The sequence below is a fragment of the Pandoraea sp. 64-18 genome (assembly GCF_001899225.1).
GTDB classification, from domain to species: Bacteria; Pseudomonadota; Gammaproteobacteria; order Burkholderiales; family Burkholderiaceae; genus Pandoraea; species Pandoraea cepalis.
Window position 1 is genome coordinate 326,212 of the sequence record NZ_MKVU01000007.1, and the last position, 22,801, is coordinate 349,012.

At 64.5% G+C, this 22,801-nt stretch carries 23 protein-coding genes; 10 read left to right on the forward strand and 13 right to left on the reverse strand.

All coding sequences use genetic code 11. The annotated features are described in order from the left end of the window. Positions 1-181 precede the first annotated feature (181 nt). Positions 182-1,291 carry a porin gene (locus BGP02_RS06910; protein ID WP_286798253.1) on the forward strand — a complete coding sequence of 370 codons (1,110 nt, stop codon included), beginning with the start codon at positions 182-184 and terminating at the stop codon, positions 1,289-1,291. Positions 1,292-1,374: 83 nt separating this feature from the next. On the opposite strand, the gene BGP02_RS06915 is transcribed toward BGP02_RS06910, so the two are convergent. The 9 genes from BGP02_RS06915 to atzF are packed head-to-tail and all read right to left on the reverse strand — an operon-like array spanning position 1,375 to position 10,687. Further along, positions 1,375-2,112: a GntR family transcriptional regulator gene (locus BGP02_RS06915; protein WP_410007529.1), complete on the reverse strand. Its 738-nt coding sequence runs from the start codon at positions 2,110-2,112 to the stop codon at positions 1,375-1,377. 45 nt (positions 2,113-2,157) lie between these two features. Then, positions 2,158-2,556, reverse strand: coding sequence for an oxalurate catabolism protein HpxZ (gene hpxZ, locus BGP02_RS06920; protein WP_261939845.1), 399 nt, complete (start codon positions 2,554-2,556; stop codon positions 2,158-2,160). Between the two features lie 2 nt (positions 2,557-2,558). Beyond that, on the reverse strand, positions 2,559-3,221 hold the full coding sequence (locus BGP02_RS06925; protein ID WP_261938121.1) for a cysteine hydrolase family protein: 663 nt from the start codon (positions 3,219-3,221) through the stop codon (positions 2,559-2,561). Positions 3,222-3,277: 56 nt separating this feature from the next. Continuing rightward, the gene (locus BGP02_RS06930; RefSeq protein WP_261938120.1) at positions 3,278-4,924 is read right to left on the reverse strand and encodes an ABC transporter ATP-binding protein; all 1,647 of its coding nucleotides are present in this window, start codon (positions 4,922-4,924) and stop codon (positions 3,278-3,280) included. 2 nt (positions 4,925-4,926) lie between these two features. Then, complete coding sequence (gene biuH, locus BGP02_RS06935; RefSeq protein WP_261938119.1) at positions 4,927-5,619, reverse strand: biuret amidohydrolase; 693 nt, start codon at positions 5,617-5,619, stop codon at positions 4,927-4,929. A 23-nt stretch (positions 5,620-5,642) separates the two neighbouring features. Then, positions 5,643-6,569, reverse strand: a complete 927-nt coding sequence (locus tag BGP02_RS06940) for an ABC transporter permease (protein ID WP_261938118.1) — start codon at positions 6,567-6,569, stop codon at positions 5,643-5,645. Beyond that, positions 6,562-7,677: an ABC transporter permease gene (locus BGP02_RS06945; protein ID WP_261938117.1), complete on the reverse strand. Its 1,116-nt coding sequence runs from the start codon at positions 7,675-7,677 to the stop codon at positions 6,562-6,564. The genes BGP02_RS06940 and BGP02_RS06945 overlap by 8 nt, the downstream gene beginning before the upstream one ends. Before the next feature lie 36 nt (positions 7,678-7,713). Further along, positions 7,714-8,811, reverse strand: a complete 1,098-nt coding sequence (locus tag BGP02_RS06950; protein ID WP_261938116.1) for a BMP family ABC transporter substrate-binding protein — start codon at positions 8,809-8,811, stop codon at positions 7,714-7,716. Positions 8,812-8,842: 31 nt separating this feature from the next. Beyond that, a complete protein-coding gene (gene atzF / locus BGP02_RS06955) occupies positions 8,843-10,687 on the reverse strand; it encodes an allophanate hydrolase (RefSeq protein WP_261938115.1) in 1,845 nt (614 codons plus the stop codon). Between the two features lie 468 nt (positions 10,688-11,155). On the opposite strand from atzF, the gene BGP02_RS06960 reads away from it, so the two are divergent. The 6 genes from BGP02_RS06960 to BGP02_RS06985 all read left to right on the forward strand — a co-directional run bounded on the left by BGP02_RS06960 (position 11,156) and on the right by BGP02_RS06985 (position 15,622). Next, positions 11,156-12,115, forward strand: a complete 960-nt coding sequence (locus tag BGP02_RS06960; RefSeq protein ID WP_286798254.1) for a MerR family transcriptional regulator — start codon at positions 11,156-11,158, stop codon at positions 12,113-12,115. Between the two features lie 41 nt (positions 12,116-12,156). Beyond that, positions 12,157-12,888 (forward strand): GTP cyclohydrolase I, encoded by a 732-nt coding sequence (gene folE / locus BGP02_RS06965; RefSeq protein ID WP_150563496.1) that lies wholly within the window; start codon positions 12,157-12,159, stop codon positions 12,886-12,888. A gap of 45 nt (positions 12,889-12,933) precedes the next feature. Beyond that, positions 12,934-13,626 carry a sigma-70 family RNA polymerase sigma factor gene (locus BGP02_RS06970; RefSeq protein WP_286798255.1) on the forward strand — a complete coding sequence of 231 codons (693 nt, stop codon included), beginning with the start codon at positions 12,934-12,936 and terminating at the stop codon, positions 13,624-13,626. A 108-nt stretch (positions 13,627-13,734) separates the two neighbouring features. Further along, positions 13,735-14,316, forward strand: coding sequence for a lipocalin family protein (locus tag BGP02_RS06975; RefSeq protein WP_286798256.1), 582 nt, complete (start codon positions 13,735-13,737; stop codon positions 14,314-14,316). Beyond that, on the forward strand, positions 14,313-14,501 hold the full coding sequence (locus tag BGP02_RS06980) for a DUF2256 domain-containing protein (RefSeq protein ID WP_150553297.1): 189 nt from the start codon (positions 14,313-14,315) through the stop codon (positions 14,499-14,501). The genes BGP02_RS06975 and BGP02_RS06980 overlap by 4 nt, the downstream gene beginning before the upstream one ends. Before the next feature lie 200 nt (positions 14,502-14,701). After that, positions 14,702-15,622: a hypothetical protein gene (locus BGP02_RS06985; protein WP_150563499.1), complete on the forward strand. Its 921-nt coding sequence runs from the start codon at positions 14,702-14,704 to the stop codon at positions 15,620-15,622. Here BGP02_RS06985 and BGP02_RS06990 read toward each other — a convergent pair. Next, positions 15,606-17,096: a sensor histidine kinase gene (locus tag BGP02_RS06990; RefSeq protein ID WP_286798257.1), complete on the reverse strand. Its 1,491-nt coding sequence runs from the start codon at positions 17,094-17,096 to the stop codon at positions 15,606-15,608. The two genes, BGP02_RS06985 and BGP02_RS06990, sit on opposite strands and share 17 nt — an antisense overlap. Next, entirely contained in the window at positions 17,093-17,836 is a 744-nt protein-coding gene (locus BGP02_RS06995) for a response regulator transcription factor (RefSeq protein WP_017231399.1), read from the reverse strand. Before BGP02_RS06995 ends, BGP02_RS06990 begins: the two co-directional genes overlap by 4 nt. 389 nt (positions 17,837-18,225) lie before the next feature. Here BGP02_RS06995 and msrB point away from each other — a divergent pair, with 389 nt between their 5' ends. The 3 genes from msrB to msrA all read left to right on the forward strand — a co-directional run bounded on the left by msrB (position 18,226) and on the right by msrA (position 21,471). Then, positions 18,226-18,669, forward strand: coding sequence for a peptide-methionine (R)-S-oxide reductase MsrB (msrB, locus tag BGP02_RS07000; protein WP_369751535.1), 444 nt, complete (start codon positions 18,226-18,228; stop codon positions 18,667-18,669). Between the two features lie 76 nt (positions 18,670-18,745). Further along, a complete protein-coding gene (locus BGP02_RS07005) occupies positions 18,746-20,569 on the forward strand; it encodes a cytochrome c biogenesis protein DipZ (protein ID WP_286798258.1) in 1,824 nt (607 codons plus the stop codon). A gap of 158 nt (positions 20,570-20,727) precedes the next feature. Next, positions 20,728-21,471, forward strand: coding sequence for a peptide-methionine (S)-S-oxide reductase MsrA (gene msrA / locus BGP02_RS07010; RefSeq protein WP_150563517.1), 744 nt, complete (start codon positions 20,728-20,730; stop codon positions 21,469-21,471). An 86-nt stretch (positions 21,472-21,557) separates the two neighbouring features. On the opposite strand, the gene BGP02_RS07015 is transcribed toward msrA, so the two are convergent. Further along, positions 21,558-21,935 carry a VOC family protein gene (locus BGP02_RS07015; protein WP_017235070.1) on the reverse strand — a complete coding sequence of 126 codons (378 nt, stop codon included), beginning with the start codon at positions 21,933-21,935 and terminating at the stop codon, positions 21,558-21,560. Positions 21,936-22,097: 162 nt separating this feature from the next. Continuing rightward, positions 22,098-22,781 (reverse strand): helix-turn-helix transcriptional regulator, encoded by a 684-nt coding sequence (locus BGP02_RS07020; RefSeq protein ID WP_150564874.1) that lies wholly within the window; start codon positions 22,779-22,781, stop codon positions 22,098-22,100. Positions 22,782-22,801 lie beyond the last annotated feature (20 nt).

A 22,801-nucleotide genomic window follows, 5' to 3' on the forward strand; every position in this document is an offset into this window, starting at 1 on the left:
CGCCCGCCGAACGGCGGCCTCAACGGTGGCACGAACTGTGCTTCTACCAAATCGATCTTGTATTCAAGATTGGACGCATGAATTTCCCAGCGCAAACCTCCTGGGATTCTCACCGGTCCTGATGAGGCCACTTGCGTGGCGCCAACCCATCCTATGCCCTTTGGTAGAGACAGGAACACAGATGCAGAAGAGAGAGAAACTGAAACAAGCAGCGATTGGCCCAGCGCCGAAAATCGTCCTCAAGGCGAGCATCGCCGCAGGTCTGCTGGCCGCAGCGTCGTCGGCATTCGCACAGTCGAATGTGCAACTGTATGGTGAAGTCGACGAATGGCTCGGTGCGCAGCAATTCCCGAGCAGCCAGCGTTCCTGGCAGGTGTCCGGCGGCGGAATGGATACCTCGTACTGGGGCATGAAGGGTACGGAAGACATGGGCGGCGGTTACAAGGCTGTCTTCAAGCTGGAGAGCTTCTTGCGTGCCGAGAGCGGTCAGTACGGCCGCTTTCAGGGCGACACCTTCTTTGCGCGCAACGCCTATGTCGGGGTCGAATCTCCTTACGGTACTGTGACGGCCGGCCGTCTGACGCCCCCGCTCTTCATCTCCACGATCCTGTTCAATCCGTTCGTCGGCTCGTATGTGTTCTCGCCGATGATTGCCCACGTATACCTCGGTCTCGGTACTGGGCCAAGCTACCTGACCGATCAGGGCGTCACCGGCGACTCGGGCTGGAACAACGCGGTCCAGTATTCGACACCGGACTTCAACGGTATGAGCGGCAACGTGATGTATGCGCTGGGTAACTCAGCCAGCCAAAACGGCGCCAAGAAATGGAGCGCACAGTTTCTGTATTTCCACGGCCCGTTTGCCGCAACCGGCGTCTACCAGTACGTGAATTTCAACAGCGCCCCCGGCGATCTCGGCAGCTCGAACCCATTCAACCCGGTCCCATTCACAAGTCAGAGCGTCGGCCAGCTTGGCCTGTCCTACGATCTGAAATACGTCAAGGTCTTCGGTCAGTACATGTACACGTACAACGACCGGCAGGAAGCCAGTTGGCACGTCAACACCGTGCAAGGCGGCATCAGCGTCCCTGCCGGTCCGGGCTCGATCCTGGCATCGTACGCTTACTCTCGCGACGGCGGCGGCCTGGACCAGACACGTCAGACCTGGTCGTTCGGCTACGACTATCCCCTCTCCAAGCACACCGACATCTATGCGGCCTTCATGAACGATCACATCAGCGGCGAGTCGACCGGCGAAACCTATGGCGCCGGCATTCGCACGACGTTCTGATTGATCCGTATGCTCACGGGGCGCGCGCGCCCCTGAGCCGGTCGCCAACTGGGTGTCTCCACGGCACTCTCTCCCGCGAATCGCTACGAAACGAACGGCAGTCTCTGATCCCGAGCGGCGGCGAGCATCGACAAGGTGATCTTGCGGACTTCGAGCTTGCTTTGCGTAATGTGCGCGCGCAGAAGAATGGCCGCCTCGGACAGCCTGTTACGTTCAACGAGTTGCAGTATCTTGCCGTGCTCGTTGTAGGTTGCGCTGGTGCGATGCGATTTCAGAAAATCCAGCCGGCGCACGATGCGAATGCGCTCCGTCACCTCGTTGTGCACGCGAACCATCTCGCCATTGCCCGTCGAGGCCACCAGTTGTCGATGAAAATCCTCGTCCATCGTGAACATCGTGACGGGGTCGCTCTCCTGCTGCTCGGGCGCGATGCACCATACTGCCTTGAGCGCATCGATCGCCGCATGTGACACATTGCCCGCGCCCAACCGCTCGATCGACGCCAATTCCAGCACAATGCGCAGATCGTAGATTTGATCCAGTTGTTCGAAGTTGATCTGCGAGACCTTCCAGCCGCGCCGGAAACCCACTTCGAGATACCCCTCGCGCTGGAGTCGGAACAGCCCGTCCCGCATTGGCGTGCGAGACACCCCATAATGCTGCGCGATGTCGCTCTCGGAGAACCGATCGCCAGGAAAGAGCCGGAAGCTGAAGATATCGTCCTTCAGTTGCTGGTACACCTGTTCGGCAAGCGCATTGGGTGAGTTCGCCGCCGGCATGGCGCCTTCCGGCTTCTTGTCGCTTGTCTCTAATTCAGGCATCTCGCCGCATCTCCTAGCTGAGTTGTTCCATCCATTATCAGGCTTTCACGGGGTCGGGATAAGACTCACATGCGCGGCAACGATCTTCCAGCCGCAGCCTGCATCGGTCGACGAACCCAGCCGCACCCACGTTTGCATCTGTCGACCTAGCAGCGGCGTAGCGTCGCTTGTGAACTCGGTACCGACCGTGGCGTAGTCGGTCCCGAAGGTCGTCACGATCGTGCGATGCAGGCGCCGCGACACCGGCACCGGTTCACAGACAGTGCGCCACACGCGGATCGCGTCGCCACCGTGCTGCACTTCCGCGATCCCGTAACGCACCGTTTGCGGTGCATGCCAGAACAGCCCATTCATAGCCTCAACGTCATTTTCGACCAGCGCCCTTTCATAATCGGCAAAGGCCGCGGCGACTTCCGCGACGATGTTCGGTTGGTTGACGTCCATGCTCATAGGCCCATTTTCAACGCTGCAAGTGGCGCGGTCCACCCGACAATGCCGCCCTGCGAACGAATCATCTCGAGACTCACCTGCTTGAAGGCAGGAAAGTAACTCGCCGTTGCGTCTTCGATCAACAGGCATTCGTAGCCCCGGTCATTGGCTTCGCGCATGGTGGTCTGCACGCAAACTTCCGTCGTCACGCCAGCGAACACCAGATGCGTGATGCCGCGTCGCTGCAATTCGTCAGCGAGTGTCGTGGCATGAAACGCGCCTTTACCCGGCTTGTCGATCAACAGTTCGCCATCGACCGGCGCAAGCGCGTCCACAATTGCATTGCCCGGCTCGCCGCGAATCAGAATGCGGCCCATCGGCCCCGGATCGCCGATGCGCATCCGCGGCACGCCCCGCATCCGCTTCGCAGGCGGGCAATCGGAGAGATCCGGCGCATGCGACTCGCGCGTATGCACCACGCACCAGCCCGACGCCCGAGCGAGCGCCAGCAGTTCGGCGACGACCGGCACGATTTCCGCCAGCAGCGACACGTCATTGCCCAGCGAATCCCCAAAGCCGCCAGGCTCGATGAAGTCGCGCTGCATGTCGATGATGACCAGTGCCGTGCGCGACGGCTCGAACACGAACGGCCCCGGTAACGCGTTCACTTCGATTGCCATGCTTCAATCCTTCAATGGGTCGGCACGCATGACCGCTGCGCCAACACGGTTGTCGTTCAAACAGGCACGCGCCCGGCGTCGCGTCGATGCGCACCGGATGCCGCGTCGTCGGCATGGCCCGCCATGTGACGACCAAGCACAGCGCGCTCTGCACCCTCCGCTGGCGTTTCGAACACCGGCCGGCCCTCCGCCATCACGGCAATCCGGTCGGCCAGCTCGAGGAGTTCATCGAGATCCTCGCTGACGAGTAGCACCGCCGCGCCCGCATCGCGCGCCGCGATCAGCCGCGCATGGATATCGGCAACCGACGCGAAGTCGAGACCGAACACGGGGTTCGCAACGATCAGCACGTCCACTGTCTGGCCCAATTCGCGCGCAAGCACTGCACGCTGCACGTTGCCACCGGAGAGCGTGCCAATCGCACGCTCCGGCATCGGCGGTCGCACGTTGAATTCACGTATCAAACGCGCCGCGCGAGCGTGCATTGCACGACGGTCGAGCCGCCAGCCTCCATGGCAAAGCGGCGCGCGATCGAAGTCGCGAAAGGCCAGATTCTCGGCGATGCTCATGCCCGCCACGCACGCGTTCTTCAATGGCTCCTCAGGAATCGCGAACACCCGGCGTGCACTCATCTCGCCGCGCGTCGCCCGATACGGCACGCCAGCAATCCACATCTGCCCCGCCGCTAGACGCCGCTGCCCAACCAGTGCCTCCACCAGTTCCTTCTGGCCGTTGCCCGATACCCCGGCGAGGCCGAGAATTTCACCCGCGCGCACGGCGAGCGTGGCGTGGCGCACCGCCATGTGGCCGCGATCGTCTTCGATCGAGACGCCGCGCAGTTCGAGCCGCACGGCTGCCTGCGCGTCAAGCGGCCGGCGTGCCGCGCGCTGCACCACAACCTCCGCCCGCGCCGGCGCCGCGTCGGCCGATAGATCGGTCTTGACCGCGGACGCAGTTCCCATCATCCAACGCGCAAGCTGATCGCGGTCGGTATCGCGCACCGCCGCCGTGCCGACCTGGCGCCCCTTGCGCAAGACCGTCACGTCGTCGGCATACGCCATCACCTCGCGGAACTTGTGCGTGATCATCAGCACGGTAAGCTCCCCATGCGCCGCGAGGTCGCGCATCAGGCCAAGAACCTCATCCGCTTCCTGCGGCGTTAGCACCGAAGTCGGTTCGTCGAGAATCAGGAAGCGCTGGCGCAGATAGAGCTGCTTGAGAATCTCGAGCTTCTGCTTCTCGCCCGCAGCGAGTCCCGCCACCGGCGCATCGAGCGGCAGGCGGAAGGGCATTTGCGCCATGAAGGCCGTAAGCGCCGCGCGCTCAGCGCGCCAGTCGATCTTCCACGGCAGCCCGCCGCGCGCCAGCAGCAGGTTCTCTTCGACCGACAGGCCCGACGCGAGCGTGAAATGCTGATAAACCATGCCGATGCCGAGCGTCTGCGCATCTCGCGGCGACGCGATGCGCACTTCACGGCCGTTCGCCACGATCTGTCCTTCGTCGAGCAAGCCGTATCCGACAAGGCCCTTCACCAAGGTACTCTTGCCCGCCCCGTTCTCGCCCAGCAGCGCGTGAATCGTGCCCGGCGCGACCTTGATCGACACCCGGTCGAGCGCCCGGAACGCGCCGAACGACTTGGATGCCCCCACGACTTCGATGCCAAGCGCATGCGATCGGGACTTCGATTGAGCGACCTCAGCCATGATCAGCGCCCGAGCGCGGCGAGCAGCGCGCGCGAATCCGATACCGCACCGAACACGCCGCCTTGCATCGTGATCATGTGCAGCGCGGCATCGTGATTGCGCGCATCCGTGGCACCGCAGCAATCGGCGAGCACCGTACATTCGAAGCCGCGGTCGTTCGCTTCACGCATCGTCGTATGGACGCAGACGTCGGTCGTGATGCCCGTCAGCACGAGATTCTCGATGCCCCGTGTCCGAAGGATCAGCTCGAGATCGGTTGCGCAAAATGAGCCTTTGCCCGGCTTATCGATGACGATCTCACCCGGCAAGGGTGCGAGTTCTTCGATGATCTGCCAGCCCAGCTCGCCGCGCACCAGAATTTTTCCGCACGGGCCGACGTCACCGATGCCCACGCCGTTCATTCCCACACGGCGGCTGCGCCAGCGCTTGTTGGCAGGCAGGTCCGACAGGTCTGGGCGATGGCCCTCGCGGGTGTGAATGATCGTGAAGCCCTGCTCGCGCATCCGCGCGAGTACGGCCTTGATCGGCTCGATCGGCGCACGAGTGAGCGACAGGTCGTAGCCCATCTTGTCGACATAGCCGCCGTAGCCGCAAAAATCCGTCTGCATGTCGATGATGACCAGCGCCGTATTTTCCGGTCGCAGATCGCCGTTGTACGGCCACGGATAGGGCCTCGCGTCGATGAATCGGTTCATGGTTCACACTCCTTTATTCGGTATCAGCGCGTCAGGCTGAGTTCGCCCGGCGCCCCGGCAAGCGTGCGGTCTGGACGGCAGTTGACAATCATGATCAGTAGCGTCAGCGCGTAAGGCGCGGCGTTGTATAGGTAATAGCCGCTCGTCACGCCGATCGCCTGCAGCGCGGGACCCAGCGCACCGGCGGCCCCGAACAGAAGCGCTGCGTAAAGACAGCGCAACGGCTGCCAGCGCGCGAAGATCACGAGCGCGACCGCCATGAGGCCCTGCCCGCTCGAGAGTCCTTCGTTCCAACTACCCGGATAGACGAGTGACAAATACGCGCCGCCGACACCGGCCAAAAAGCCGCCCGCCGCTGTCGCGGCGACACGAATGCGTGTCAGCGGATAGCCCATCGCACGCGCGCTCTCGGCGTGATCGCCGACGAGACGCAGCGCCATGCCCCAGCGCGTGCTGCGCAAGCCCCATTGCAGGACGCACGCGAGCGCCAGACCAATCACGAACAACGGATTGATGTGCAGCGCGTTGTGGAGTTGCGGCGAGACAGCCCACTTGCCCAGATCGATCGACGCGAGCATCGGCGCCTGCGGCTCGATAAACGGCTTGCCAAGAAAGAAGGCAACGCCTGTGCCGAGCAACATCAAGGCGATCCCGAATGCGATATCGGACACACGTGGCAACGAGCAAATCAGTCCGTGCAAGCAACCGAGGAGCAGGCCCACGAGACCGGCGGCGAGCACACCGATCCACGCCGACCCGGCCCACCAGGACGCCGCATAGCCGCTCATCGCGCCGCACACGAGAATGCCCTCCAGGCCGAGGTTCACGCGTCCGCCCTTCTCGGTCAAACACTCGCCGAGGCTCACGAAAAGATACGGTGTACTCACACGAATCGCCCCCGCAAACAGCGACAGCAACAACACCACGACGGGGGAATGCATGTCAGGCATGGGTCTTCTCCAGTTGTGCCGACGCGTCGGACACGGCGAGCGATTGCAACGTCACGCGCCATGCCGCCATGCGCCCGCCGATCGCCTCCCACGCGAGCAGATTCGCGAACAGCAAACCTTGCAATACCAGTGTCGTCGCATCGGGCAAACCGAGCCGCCGCTGCAAGAGGCTGCCACTCGCCTCGATACCACCGATGACCACCGCGCACGCAATGATCGCCAGGGGATTCTGGCGGGCGGCAAAAGCGACGAGAATGCCGCTATAACCATAGCCCGCCAGCAACGAGGCGTTCGCGCTGCCTTGCACCGCGGCCACTTCGAACATCCCCGCCAAACCGGCGCCAGCGCCGCCAAGGACACAGGCACCAAGCGCAAGCATGCCGACGGGTAGCCCGACCAGACGCGCCGCCCGGAGGTTGCCGCCAACCACACGCATCGCAAAACCCTTCGTGCTGTGCCTGACGAACACCCACGCCACGACACATGCCAGCACGCCCCACAACAGGCCCCAATGCACTTCCAGGCCCGGCAGTGAGCCGATCATCAGCGCGTCGGGCACCGGCAGCGTCGACGGCTTGTTCAGACTTGCCGGATCACGCAACGGCCCTTCGACGAGAAACTTGAAGAGTGCGATCGCGATGTACGACATCAGCAGGCTGCCGATGGTCTCGTTGACGCCTCGCCATTGCTGCAGCGCGCCGACCGCACCGATCCAAACGCCCCCCGCGAGCATGCCTGCAAGCGCCATCAACGGCGCGGCGACGAGCCACGGCGTCCCCGCAGGCAGGCATTGCGGCACCACGGCGGCGGCCAACCCACCGAGCGCGAGCGCGCCCTCGCCGCCGATCACGATCAGCCCGACCTGCGCCGGCAGCGCAACGCACAGCGCCGTCAACATCAGCGGCGATGCGCGCAGCAACGTGCTTTGCCATGCAAACGACGAACCGAACGCGCCTTGAAAAATCAGCCCGATCGCGTCGAGCGCCGGTGCGCCCTGCACCAGCAGGAACAGCCAGAACAGCGACAGCGTGCTCGCCAGCGCGAATAGCGTGGGCAAGACCGGGAGCACCCCTAGCATCAGCCGGGCAGAACTCGCATTAGGACGCATGACCACACCTCGATAAATGGTCGAACCCCGCGTGCATCAGATCTGCCCCACCACACCCGCGACCAGGTAGTTCATACTCTCGAGCGTGTAATCGGTCTGCGGATGTTGCGTGCCGTTTGCGACCACCACGCTACCTTTGTTGTCCTTGATCGGCCCTCTGAAGATCACGAATCCGCCGGCCATCATTTTCGCTTTCACCGAGTCCGCGTTCCGCTTCGCATCGGCGCTGACCTTCGGACCATACGGCGAGGTCTTGACGAAGCCTTCCTTGAGGCCACCGCGCAACACGTTCGGTTGCGGTTTGCCGCTTTGTGCACCGGCGACCAGGGCCTTGTATGGCGTCGCCCAGGCCCATTCCGCGCCGCTCAGATAGCCCTTTGGCGCCAGCGCCGCCTGGCTTGCGTGATAACCGCAGCTCATTGCGCCGCGCTTCTCCGCCGTCTCGATCACCACCTTCGGACCATCGACATGGCAGGTCAGGACGTCGCACCCCTGATCGACCAGACTGTTGGCCGCCTCCGCTTCCTTGACCGGCATGGACCAGTCGCCGGTAAAAATCACGTGCGTCGTGATCGACGGGTCGACCGATTGCGCGCCAAGCGTGAATGCATTGATATTGCGCAGCACCTGCGGAATAGGTTTGGCCGCGACGAAGCCGAGCTTCTTGCTCTTGCTCATATGCCCCGCCACGACGCCGTCCAGGTACTCGCACTCGTCGATATAGCCGAAGTAGCTCGTGATGTTCGACGGATTTCCCGGCTTCCACAGTCCGCCGCAATGCGCAAAGTGAACGCGCGGATATTTCGCCGCCATTTTCAGCACATGCGGGTCGAAGTAACCGAACGACGTCGCGAAGATCAGCGTTGCCCCGTCCTGCTCGATCATCGCCTCCATGGACTTCTGCACTGCGACGGTTTCGGGAACGTTTTCTTCTTCGACCACCTTGACGTTCGGCAGCGTCTTGATCACGGCGGCAGCGGTCGCCTGTGCCTGGTTGTAGCCGTAGTCGCCACGCGCGCCGACATAAATCACACCGACGGTCAGTGGGTTCGCAGCGAATACCGATTCGAAGGGCAGCACGCTGCCGAGCGAGAGCAGGCCAGCCTGCTTGAGGAAGTGACGACGATGGTTCATGACGTAATCCGTTTGCGTGGGGTTGAAATAGTTACTGCGCTTGTGCGGCAAGGCTGTCGAGATAGGCGAGCCAGCCGCCGAATTCGGTAATGTCGCGAGCGCCCGCGCCCGACGTGAGCGCCGATGACTCACAGATGAAACCCTTCACGCGGCGGCCATCGGCGACCTGCACCGTGCCAATCCCGAGTGGCGCAGGCACTTGCGCGACGAACCGTCCGAAATGGCGCAGCGGCACTTGCCACAGTTCGATCGCGATGGCGCGCGTGTTCGCCGCCGCAGCCGGCATCTGAACGAGCGCGGGCTTGCGCGGCGTTGTGTCCGCGAGCGCGAAGAGCTGGTAGTCGGGCGTCGTGTGCGTGGCCTCGATCAGGCGCGCGCCGGCTTCGAGCAGTTGCCAGTTCAACGGTTGCCCGCGCAGATGCGCGCCGACGACCGCCAGCGTGACCGACGGCTCATCGGTCGGCAGCGGCCGGAATTCGATGCCGTCTGGACGGTGTTGCCCGAAGAAAAGCGACTGAATCTTGGCGCCCAGCACGGCAAGCCGGTGATCGGCGCCCGCCGGCGCGATCAGCGTCACCCCTGCGGGCAGGCCATCGCCGCGCCTCAGGCACGGCACCGACAGCGCACATAGATCGAGCAGGTTGACGAAATTCGTGTAATAGCCCAGTTGGCTGTTGAGCTCGATCGGATTGGCCTGCACCGCCGCAATGGTGGGATGTGTCGGCGTCGTCGGCACGATCAGCACGTCGATGTCATCAAAGATCGCCTGTGCTTGCCGCTTCAACTCGGCAAGCCGGTATTGCGCGTTGAAGGCATCGACAGCGCTGAAGCCGTCTGCCTTGCCGATCACCGCCGCCACGACAGGGTCGATAGCCGCGCGCTGCGTATCGAAGAACGCGCCGATCGCCGCCCGCCGTTCGGCGACCCACGGGCCGTCGTAAAGCAGCGCCGAGACTTGCGTGAGCGGTTCCATATCTATACCGACCGACTCATAAGGCAGACGGGAAAGCAACGTATCAAGCGTTGCGCGAAACGCCTCCTCGGCCTGCGTGTCGCCGTAAAACTCGGCATACGCGGGCGTGCCGATACGCAATGCCCCGTGGTGCGCCAATCCCAACGCAGGTACGCGGCGCGAGAAGCTATCGAGCGCGTCGAAGTGCGCAAGTTGCGTCATGACTTCCCAGGCATCGGCAACGTCGTTCGCGAAGATCGACACGCAGTCGAGACTTTTGCATGCTGGAACGACGCCGCGCTTGCTGACGAGCCCGAGCGAGGGCTTCAGTCCAACAAGTTCGTTGAAGCCGGCCGGCACGCGGCCTGAGCCGGCAGTATCAGTGCCGAGCGAAAATGCGACGCAACCGGCCGCCACCGCGACCGCCGACCCAGAACTGGAGCCGCCTGAAACGTAATCGGGGAACGTGACCTGCCGCACCGCGCCATAGGGCGAGCGCACGCCGACCAGCCCCGTTGCAAACTGATCGAGATTGGTTTTGCCAATGAGGATCGCGCCGGCGTTGAGCAGGCGCTGCACTGCAAATGCCGTGGCTTGCGGTGTATAGGCAAACTCAACACATGCCGCAGTGGTCGGCATGCCCGCCACGTCGATGTTATCTTTGACCGCGAACGGCACCCCGTACAACGGCATCCGCTCGAACACCGCCGAACCCTCGGCGCGATGTAGCGCTTCGAGTTGTGCGGCGCGCGCATGCAGCGCATCCGCACTCACGCGCCGCGTCCAGATCTCAGGGCGATCGATCGCCTCGATTCGTTGCAGCGTTTCGTCGACGCAACGCGTCGGTGTGAGGCTACCGTGAGCATATCGATCGGCCAGCAGGCGAACCGACAGCGCGGCGCGAATATTTGTGGAATCGTTCATGAGTTCAATCTTGAATACAAGTTTGAACAACAAAGCATGAACCGTGCCATCGGGTCATGAAATCCCCAGGAACCGCTTACGGAGTCTTATGCGGCGGGCGGTTTGCCATGTCCGTGGCATGCCTTCCGTGTAGCCCACCCTGAACCGCCAGCAGCACTGCCGATGCAGATCGTGGTGCGTCAATCCCAACAATGGTGCAGCGACGAGCGCTTATGGACTCCCGTTGAGCGGTCGCATGCCGCACGGATCTCGCCGCCTCGCGGCGCGCCGGGCCATGGCAGGCCGACAGTCACCCCCGATCACGTGTCAAAACGCTGCAGAATTTCATCGATACGAGTCCAATTATTGACTCTATAAATCATAGAATTCTCATATTGAGTCAATTTTATTGACTCAATAGGTTTCATGAGTTAATTTTGAACTACGTGACGGTCTTTCAATAACAGCGTCCCGACGGTGGAGGATAGGGTGGATACAGTTCGACGGTATCGAAGCGGCGAGGCGGCGAAACTCGCGGACATGCCTGCGGCGACGTTGCGCATCTGGGAGCAGCGCTATGGTGTGGTGTCGCCCCCCACCAGCGCCTCGGGCCAGCGCCTGTATTCCGATGTTGATGTCCACCGCCTGAGAACGATCAAGGCGCTGGTGAACCGGGGACACGCCATCAGCTCGATTGCCCACTTGGATGGCGATCAGTTGAGGCACTTGGCCAGCGCAGACCGCAACCCTGCGGTGTCAGACGCCCCCATGCGAGACACGAACCTGTTCATCGTCGGATTTGGCGAAAGCGTGTCGCTTGAGATGCCGAAGGTCGTCAATGCCGTCCGGCTCGAAACCATTCAGGATATCCCTTGCGCTAACGGCGATGATTCCGCCGAGACCTGCGCCGTCATCCGTGTCGAGGCGCTTCACGAAGACGTGGTCCTGGCGATCGTCTCGGCCGCGCAGCGGCTGCTATGCGATGACGTCCTCGTCGTATACACCTTCGGCACGACGCGGGCGGCCGAACTCGCGCGATTGGAGGGCATCAACCTCAAACGCGCCCCCAACGCCCCGCTGCACGCGAACGAACTCCTCTCCGAGTACCTGCAGTCGTTGCACCACCGAGATTCCGGCAACGCAGGCCGTGAGCGGATCTGGCGCAGGACGCCACGCCGGTTCGACAACGACACGCTGACGAGCGTGGTCTCCCGCTCCACGACCATCGCTTGCGAGTGTCCCAAGCATCTCGCCGAACTGGTGCTGCAGATTGCCGCGTTCGAGCGTTATAGCGATGAATGCGAGTCGCGCTCACCGGCCGACGCGCTGCTCCATCGACACCTCGGCGACGCGGCCAACAAGGCCGTTGCCATGTTCGAAGCCGCCCTCGCCGCCGTGGCTGAGCACGAAGGCTGGCCCATTCCGGCGACCACGCCCGGAGACCGCTGAACGGCGAGACGCATCGGCGCATTCCTTTTCCGGAGAACCTCATGGGCGCGATTATCGATTCGCAACCGGCCATCACGAAGGGTGCCGCAGAGGGCATCCCGTTGTCGCAAGTCGTCCGGCAGCGCTTGCGCAACGCCGGTGTCCGGTTTCACGCCAACGACAACATCGCCCCCTACCTGCGCGAAGGCGACGTCGACACATTGCAGGGCGAAGTCGCGACGCATATCGAGAACGCGCTTCGCGCGCTCGTCATCGACGTCGACAACGATCACAACACGCGTGAAACCGCGAAGCGCGTGGCGAAGATGTTCGTCCGCGAAGTGTTCTCGGGCCGTTACGAACCGCCGCCCGCAGTCACGGAATTCCCGAACATCGGGCAACTGAACGAACTCACGCTGATCGGGCCACTTCGCGTGCGGAGCGCATGCTCGCATCATCTCTGCCCGATCATGGGTCGCGCGTGGATTGGCGTTTTGCCTGCGGCGAATTCGAACCTGCCCGGTCTGTCCAAATACGCCCGATTGCTCAACTGGGTCATGGCACGACCACAGATTCAGGAAGAAGCCGTCAAGCAGATCGCCGACTTGCTCGAAGAAAAAATCGCCCCCGACGGACTCGCCGTGGTGTTGGAGGCGGACCACTTCTGCATGCATTGGCGGGGGACCAAAGACGACGGGGCGCGCATGGTAAGCAGTGTCATGCGGGGACGTTTCCTCGAAGATCCCGCGTTGCGCCGCGAGTTTCTGGCATTGATGCCAGACCGCTCGCAGTAAAGGCAAAGGCATCGATCCCGCAGCATCCTCCCTGGAGACGCCGCGATGACAACCATCGACGTCAGTCAATACGCTTGTCCAACGGGCTCGGGCGTCGCGGGTGGCGCGTCGAAGCACGCGCCCGCGAGCGCGAGTGCGTGCTCGAGCGCGGCCGGTGACTGCGCGGGTGCCGCCCGCGTGTCGGCTCGTCCTTCCCTCGGCGATTGCACCGACCTGACGGGTCTGCTGAGGCTTGCCCAGCTCGGCGACGAGGATGCGTTCGCGCAGCTGTACCGGCATACCTCGTCCGTGCTGTTCGGCGTCATCCTCCGCGTGATTCATCACCGCGCCGAAGCCGAAGATATTCTTCAGGACGTCTATATGGCGTTGTGGCAGCGTCGTCTGGTGTTCGATGCGCAACGCGGTGACGTGCTTCCGTGGATATCGACCATCGCCCGGAACCGAGCCATCAGCTATCTACGCAAACGACAACCGATTCCGCTGGACGAGACCCTCATGTCGTCCATCGCTGCGGATTCCGCCCCGCCGCCGGAACTGACCGAAAGCGATCGCGAAAAGCAACGACTCTCGATGGCAATGACCACCCTCTCTGCGCAACAGCGGCAGGCCATTACGATCGCCTACTTCGGCGGTTTCACCTACACGGAACTTGCACGAACGCTGGGTGTACCGGAGGGCACTGCCAAAAGCTGGATTCGTCGAGGCCTCGCCAAGCTCCGGGATGTGCTCGAGTCCTGAAAATTCGCGCCGGCGGTCACGCTTGCGCATACCGATAGTCGATGCCAACGTGCTTGATGGACGACGGACGCAAACACAGGCTTTCCATTCACCGACACAGGGACTTCCATGACCAACGCTGTTCCCGCCAAACGATCCGTCGCGCTGCAGTGGCTGAGCGCGCTCTCGTTCTCGTTCGCGTTCCTCCTGCTCTCCGGGTGCGCCAACACGCGTCCGCCGCCTGGGGTCTCCCCCGTGTCGCCCTTCGATGTGAGTCGCTATCAGGGCCGCTGGTACGAACTGGCTCGCCTCGACCATGCGTTCGAGCGCGGCATGACGGACGTGTCCGCCACCTACACGCCGCAGTCAGATGGCAGTATTCGCGTGCTCAACCGAGGCTTCGATACGTCGAACGGTCGGTGGCAAGCGGTGACCGGCAAGGCGCTGTTTACCGGGTCGCCGTCTGTCGCATCGCTGAAGGTATCGTTCTTCGGGCCGTTCTACGGCGGTTACCACGTGGCCGCCATCGACCCCGACTATCGCTGGGCGCTGGTGGTGGGGCCGAATACCGGTTACTGCTGGATTCTCGCAAGGGAGAAGCATCTCGACGCGAGCGAGATGAAGCGCATTGTGGCGCGTGCGCAAGCGCTGGGTGTCGATACGGCGTCGCTTGTCTGGGTGTCTCATGATCGTGTCGATCCCGCCAAATGACCCAGCATGGCAAGGCGTTTCTGCCCAGCAAGGTGTGTCAAGCGTGCGGCCGGCCCTTCACCTGGCGCAAGAAATGGGCGAGGGTGTGGGACGACGTCAGGTACTGTTCCGAGCGATGCCGGCGGGTGCGTCGCCCGGAGCCGGTACAATCGGGACAAAATACCTTCGGCAAACCCTTCCGATGATGTCAGTTTCATCCATCCGCCTCATCCCTTCAGCCCCTTCCGCCCGTCCTGTCCGGGCAGCGCTTGCCCTGGCAGCACTGGCCGCCGCCCTGGCCGGCTGCGCGGGTCCCCGGCCGCAGGCCACACCGGAGACCCCGCCAACCGCCAGCACGTCGCCCCCCGCCCCAACGAGTCCGCCGCCCGCCGCCGACGCGCCGCAGGTGGCCGCTCCGCTGCCGTGGTGCGTGCAGACCTCGCTACGCGAGGAGGATGACTTGATGCGCAACTTCGGCGGCATTCCCGCCGGCGTTCGCCGGATCGAAGAAACCCGCTTCATCGCCAGCTACGATCGCGCCACTGGCAAGGTCGGGCCGCTCGACAACGGCAATCGCTTCGTGATGGATTTCGACGCACAAGGTCACCTGCTCGCGAACACCGACCGCGGCCACTATTCGTATGACGCCAGCGGCCGGTTGGAGAGCATTGATGGCGCCCCCGTCGAGTGGCAGAACGCCGACGCCTGGATTGTGCACGGCCCGGGACGTCGCGCCGCGTGGAAGGAGCAAGTGCGCCAGGAGAACAACGGGCAGTGGGAATGGACCCGCAGCCTCATCGCCGCCGCCAACGGCGCGCATCCTCACCGTGCGGGCAGCCTGCAGGCGCGACGGTTCGACGACGAGTGTTTCGCGCTCTCGCGTCAATGGTCGGCGCCCAACGCAGCACGTCAGGTCGTCACGGCCGACGGCAAGGTGCGTCCAGCGCCGAAGCGGGTCTCCTACCGGACGTTCGCCAGCGTGGAGCGCAAGCCGGATGGCGAGCGCATCGTTCGCGACAACGGCGCCGCCGCCCTCATCGACGGTCAATGGCTCGCGCTGGCGTGGGACAACGAGGTCGCGCAATACTCACCGCGTCACGAACTCACGCGCGTGACCCGCACCGACGCCGCCACGGGCGAGCGTCATGTGTCGGAGTACCACTACAAGTACGACGCGCAAGGCAATATCGTGCGCGTCGTGATCACCTCGCCCGCCGCGCATGGCGAGAAGGTCGACCCGTTCGCCAATGTCTTCGTGCGCAAGCTGACCTACTTCGACGCGGCGCCGGCTGCCCCGGCGCCCAACCAACTCACGTCGGCAAAGTAAAGCGGAACGTCGCCCCCCGCCCGGCCTGCCCGGGCGTGTCGACCAACGTGATGCGCCGTCCGTGCAGTTGCAGAATGCGATGCACGATGCGCAAACCCAGCCCGCCCTCGCGGCGGGCGCCGCCGACCGTGAATGGCCGCTCGAACAGGCCTTCGCGCGCGGTCTCGGGAATGCCGGGACCGGTGTCGCTCACCAACACTTCGATGTCGGCGCCCACCGGCGCCACCGCCACCGTGATCTCACCGCCCGACGGCGTGTAGCGCAGCGCGTTGTCGAGCAGGTTCGTGAACACGCGCTCGATCAGGCCGAGGTCGGCCCGCGCCACGGGAATTTGCGGTGCGAGTTGCGCGCGCAATGCGACCCCGCGCGACTCCGCACTCAGTTCGAATTTCTGAAAGACGTCCTGGATCAGATCCGTCACGGAGAACGGCTCGGCCTCGGGCTGCACGAAGCCATGTTCCAGGCGAGCCAGTTCGAACAGCGACTGCGCCAGCGCGCCGACCTTGCGGCTCTGATCGAGGGCGATGCCCAGATAGCGCCGCCGCTCGGCGGGCGTGAGCGTGGCGTCCTTGAGCGAGAGCGTCTCGAGATAGCCGTGCAGCGACGAGAGCGGCGTGCGCAGATCGTGCGAGATGTTGGCGATGAGTTCGCGCCGCTCCTGATCCTGGCGCGTGAGCGTGCGCCACTGCGTGCCCAGTCGCTCGACCATCTGTCGGAAGGCACGTTCGAGCACCACGATCTCGTCGTTCGGCCGCGCCTGCTGCGACGCCAGTTCATCCGCGGAGACGGCGGGCAGCGGCACCGGGGCCGCGTCGATATCGAACTCGCGCACCGAATCCGTCAAGCGGCGCAACGGACGCGTAATCAGCGCGAACGCCGCCAGACCGGCAATCAGGCACAGCGCCGCCACCAGGCCGATCGACCATAGCGCGATATCGAGCGCCGCGCTCGTCGCCCCGCGCGCCGCGAAGCGGTCGTGCGCCTCGCCGACCAGCACGACGTAGACGTAGCCGACCTCGCGACCGTCCACCCGCAGCGGCGCGGCGCTGAATACCTTGCGGACATCGGCGTTACGGGGATCGTCGCCATAGATCGGCAACGCCTCGCCATCGATCAGCCGATGCACGGGCGCCAGATCGACCTGCGTGCGCCGCAGATGGCCTTCAGGCGCCGCGTGACCGGTAATACGCCCCTGCATGTCGAGCAGATACACTTCGACGCTCGGATTCACCACCATGAGTTGCCCGAACAGACGCCTCACGGCGTCGGGCTTCATGCCGTTCGCGTCCATGAGCTGGGCATTCGCGGCGATATGCTCCGCCAGTCCGCGCGAGAGCCCCTGAATCACTTCGGCTTCGTGCATGCGATTGGCGCGCACCTGCATCCACGCCGACGTGCCGCAGCACACCAGCAGCAGTCCCGCGAATACCAGCGACAGGCGCTGCGTGAGGGTGAGATTCCAGCGACGCATCATGCGCCTCCCGCCTCGGCACCCGTGGTGTCGGGCCCACCGTCATTGGCGAACTTGTAGCCGCGTCCCCAGACCGTGAGGATACGCGCGGGCTGCGCCGGATCCGCCTCGATCTTGGCACGCAGGCGATTGATGTGTGTGTTGACGGTGTGCTCGTAACCCTCGTGCTGATAGCCCCACACCGCGTTGAGCAGGTCCATGCGCGAGAACACCTTGCCGGGCTGGCGAGCGAAGAAGTACAGCAGATCGAATTCGCGCGGCGTGAGATCGAGCCGCTTGCCGCCAAGCGATGCCTCCCGCGCAATCGGGTCGATGAACAACCCCGCCATCGCCAGGCTGCCGGCGTCCATGCGCGCGTTGCGCGCCAGCGCATCGACCCGCCGCATGAGCGCCTTGACCCGCGCCACCAGCTCCAGCACTGAAAACGGCTTGGCCAGATAGTCGTCGGCGCCCAATTCCAGCCCGAGAATACGATGCACTTCGCTCGCGCGCGCACTGATGATGATAATCGGCGTATAGCGGGTCATCGCCCGCGCGCGACGGCAGATTTCCAGTCCGTCGACGCCGGGCAGCATCAGGTCGAGGACCAGCGCGTCCCAGCCCCCCTCGGACAATCGCCGAAGACCTTCGTCGCCGTCGGCGCAATGCACGACCTCGAACCGCTCGTCGCGCAGATGCAGCGCAAGCAGGTCGGCGATATGCACGTCGTCTTCGACGAGCAGAACACGGCGCGGCGATTCCATCGCAGGCACGGCTCCCGGAAAAGTGGGTCTTGAAGGCCCCATTGTGCGCAGTTCCCGCACCGCGAGGTATCACGAATTGTTTAATTTTACGTGAGGACTTTGCCATCGCCGGCGCACTACCCTTCAATTATCGATCCGGCGCGAACGCCTGCTGTGTCTGCTGCGCCGAACCACGGCCGTCGCGCTCCCCTGAACACGCGGCGGCGGGCCAGCCCCGCGCCGGATCGCCCTACTGACCGGAGGATGTCATGCGTTTGTCCGATAACCCACCGCGCAAGCCGTCGCGCACGCACGCCGCGAAGGCTGCCCCGGCGCCGTCGCGCCGCGCGTTCCTGCTGAGCGCCACTGCGGCAGCCGCCGCCGTCGCCGCCGGGCTGGTGCCGCGTCTCATGCGCCCCGCGCACGCCGACGATGCCCGTCGCGCCACGGATCCCGAGCACTTCGAGGTCGCCTACAGCGATGCCGAATGGCGCAAGCGTCTGACGCCCGCCCAGTACGAGATCTTGCGTCAGGCGGGCACCGAGCGTCCCTATTCCAGCCCGCTCAATGACGAACACCGCGCCGGAACGTTCGCCTGCGCCGGCTGTGCGCTGCCGCTTTTCTCGTCGCGCACGAAATTCGACAGTCACACGGGTTGGCCGAGCTTCTGGAAGCCTCTGGACCATGCCGTGGGCACGCACACCGACTCGACCTTCGGCATGGTTCGCACCGAAGTCCATTGCCGACGTTGCGGCGGCCACCTCGGCCATGTGTTCGACGACGGCCCGAAGCCGACCGGCCTGCGCTATTGCATGAACGGCCTTGCGATGACGTTCCAGCCGCAACCCGCCTGAGCGCCATGCGTCTGCCGTCGTCAAGTTACCCACCTCCGCTTCACCCCGCCACCGGGTGCGGCTCAAGGAGCGCTTCATGACTTTGCTCATCCTCGCCTACCTCGGCGGGATTCTGACGATCGTCAGTCCGTGCATCCTGCCGGTACTGCCGTTTGTTTTCTCGCGGGCTGGCCAATCGTTCTCGCGCAGCGTGTTGCCAATGCTTGCGGGCATGGTGCTGATGTTCGCGCTGGTGGCAACGCTCGCCGCCGTTGGCGGAAGCTGGGTCGTGCAGGCGAACCAGTATGGCCGCTGGCTGGCGCTCGCCCTCGTTGCCCTGTTCGGTGCGACGCTCCTCTTCCCGAAACTCGCCGAACGGCTCACGCATCCGCTCGTGTCGTTGGGTGATCGTCTGTCGCAGTCCGCGCAAGGGCGCAGCGCCGCCACGGGCAATGCGAACACGGGGGCCCGTCCCGGCGCGTCGTTCCTGCTTGGCATCGCCACCGGCCTGCTCTGGGCGCCCTGCGCCGGTCCGATCCTCGGGCTGGTGCTCACTGGCGCGGCGCTGCAAGGCGCCAGCGTCGGCACCACGTTGCTCCTCGCCGCCTATGCGGCCGGCGCCGCCACGTCGCTTGGGCTGGCCCTCCTGGTCGGCGGACGCGTCTTCGCCACCATGAAACGCTCGCTCGGCGCGGGCGAATGGATTCGTCGCGGGCTCGGCGGGCTGATGCTCGCGGGTGTCGCCGCCATCGCCCTCGGGCTCGACACCGGCGCGCTGGCTCAACTCTCGACGGCGTCGACAGGGGGTATCGAGCAGCGGCTCGTCGACGCGCTTGGTACACGCCGCGCCGCCGCTCAGGTCGACGCGAGCGTCGATAGCCACACCGCCGGCCCGACCATGATGCCCGTGCGCGATACGACGATGCGCGGCACCGCCGATGCCCCGGCACCGTTGCCGGTCGAAGGCCAGTTGCCCTCGCTGGACGGCGCCGTGCAATGGCTGAATTCGCCGCCACTCACGGCGCAGGCCCTTCGTGGCAAGGTCGTGCTCGTCGACTTCTGGACGTATTCCTGCATCAACTGCCTGCGCACGTTGCCATACGTCAAAGCCTGGGCGCAGAAGTATCGCGACCAGGGGCTCGTCGTCATCGGCGTGCACGCGCCCGAATTCGCGTTCGAGCGCGACATCGGCAACGTGAAAAAGGCCGTTCACGATCTGGGCGTTGACTACCCGGTGGCCATCGACAACGACTTCGCCATCTGGCGCGGCTTCCACAATCAATACTGGCCGGCACACTATTTCGTCGACGCCCAGGGGCGCGTGCGCTACCACCACTTCGGCGAAGGCAATTACGCCGAGTCGGAACGCGTGATCCAGCAGCTGTTGCGCGAGGCCGGAGCGAAGCAGGTCGCGAGCGGCATTGCCGACGTGCAGGCCGGTGGCATTCAGCAAGCGGCCGACATGGGCGACGTGCGCTCGCCGGAGACCTATGTTGGCTACACACGCGCGGAGCACTTCGCCTCCCCCGGCGGGGCCGTGCGCGATCAGGCCAGCGACTACCGCGCGCCATCAACGCCGTCTCTCAACCAATGGGCACTGGCCGGCGACTGGCGCGTGGGGCCGGAACAGGCCACCGCCATGCAGGCCGGGGCGCGTATCGTCTATCGCTTCCACGCGCGTGACCTGCATCTCGTGCTCGGCCCGAAGGCCGGCGGCGAACCGGTGCGCTTTCGCGTAACGGTCGACGGCAAGCCGCCGGGCGACGCGCATGGCACCGACGTGGGCGCCGACGGTACCGGCACCGTCGCCTCCCAGCGCCTGTACCAGTTGGTGCGCCAGTCAGGCGACGTGCGCGACCGTACGTTCAGCATCGAGTTTCTCGATCCGGGCGTGTCGGCCTACGCGTTCACCTTCGGCTGAGGTCGAAGGCGTTCGGTAGACAGCGCCGCGCCCCGTCCTCAAACCCAATGACCCGGCAGCGACTTCGCAAGACCGCTGCCATCGAGGCGTCCTCCGACGCCGGGAGTTTTCAGATGAACCCGTTCGATCCGATTCACCCGTCGCAGGCCCGCGACGAGATGCCAGACCAATCGCCCCGCCGCACGACGCCCGCTTCGCGAGTGCGACGCCTGCTGCTTGGCACCGCCGCCGTCGGGGTACTCGTTTGGCAAGTTGGCGCGTACGCCTTCGGCGGTGCCGAGGCGGCCGTCGTCATCGCCGCCCCCAAGCTCGACGAGCCCGCCACGGGGGCTCACACCGAGACGGCCGTGTTCGCCGGCGGGTGCTTCTGGGGGGTGCAAGGGGTATTCCAGCATGTGAAGGGCGTGACGAAAGCCGTGTCCGGCTACGCGGGCGGCACCGCGAAGACGGCCGATTACGAAACCGTCAGCAGCGGTGCGACGGGCCACGCCGAATCGGTGGAAGTGACGTTCGACCCGCAGCAAGTGTCCTACGGAACGCTGCTGCAGATCTATTTCTCCGTCGCACACAATCCGACCGAACTCAATCGCCAGGGACCGGATACCGGCACGCAATATCGCTCGGCCGTGTTCCCGATGAGCGATGCGCAACGCCGTGTCGCTGACGCGTATATCGCGCAGCTCAACGCCTCGCATGTCTACAGCAAGCCCATCGTCACCCGCCTGGAAAAGTACTCGGGCTTCTATCCGGCCGAGACCTATCATCAGGATTTCCTGACCGAGCACCCGACGTATCCGTACATCGTCATCAACGACCTGCCGAAGGTGAAAGACCTCAAGCGTCTGTTCCCTGCACAGTATCGCGACACGCCCGTGCTCGTGAAGTCCGCCACCGCGATGTAAGGCGTCGCCGCGGCGATGGGCGATGGGCGCGGGCGGCCCGCGACGCTGGCGCCCCCCCTCGCCCCTACCCCCGCCGCACGCTCGGCTTATCGCGGCGTGTCGGCGAGCTTGTACACGCGCACCCGGTGACCATCGGGATCGGACGCCACGAACGTGCGACCAAAGTCCATCGTCGTCGGCGCCTGCAGGATCGTGATGCCTCGCGCGCTCCAGTCCTCCCACGTGGCGTCCACGTGGGCGTTCGACGCCACCGGCAGCACGATTTCGCTGCCGCCGGGCGGCGCGATGGCCGTCGGTGCCACGCCATAGCGCGCCCACAGTCCCAACTTCATCCCCGAAGGGAACACGAACATCGCGAATCCGGGCGATGCTTCAACCGGCTCGAGATCGAACAATTCGGCATAGAACGCCGCGCTTTCGGGGGGACTCGAAACATACAAAATGACCAAGTTCGGATGCAGCATGACTCGCTCCTGTCGATAGGGATGGATGACGTTTTGCCCGGCCGGTCCCCGCATCCGCGGTGCCGTCATGCACTGTCATGCATCACATCGTACGAACCGATACTGTCAATTTTTGTCAGCAGTCGATCGGCACCTGCGAAGCATCGCGAAGACCGGCGGAGCTCACCGATTGCCCGTCGTTTCGCGCCACGCCTTGAGCAGCGCGCGCCGCCCGCGCGGGTAGCGCGTCGCGCTCACCGCCAGCGCCTCGATCCGATCGGCGCGAAAATGGCGGAAGTCGTCGCGCAGCTCGCACCACGCGACGATCATGCGCATATGGTCGAAGAAGCCGAGCGCAAACGGCCAGATGACACGCTCGGACAGGCGACCCGCTTCGTCGCGATAGGACAGTTGGAGTTTTCGCTCGGCGCGAATCGCTTCGCGAATGACCGTCATGTCGACGATCGTCGGCGGTAACGGTTCGCCCGGCGCAATGAGCAGGGTCGAGGCCTCGAGCGACGAGCGCAGGTCCGGCGGCAACACCGCCGCGATCTTGGCCAGCGCGTTCGCGCCGGCTTCGGCCAAGGCGCCGTCGGTGCGCTTGGCGACCCACCGCGAGCCCAGCACGATGGCCTCGATCTCCTCCTCGGAGAACATCAGCGGCGGGAGCAGAAAGCCCGGCTTCAGCACGTAGCCCAGCCCTGGCGCGCCCTCGATGTGCGCGCCCTGCGCCTGAAGCATGGCGATGTCGCGGTAGAGCGTGCGCAGGCTCACGCCGAGCGAGTCGGCCAGCGCCGCGCCCGCCACCGGGTAGCGGTGGCGGCGCAGCAGCTGCATCAATGAGAAGAGACGTTGTGTGCGGGACATGGCGCGACATTATGCGCCAA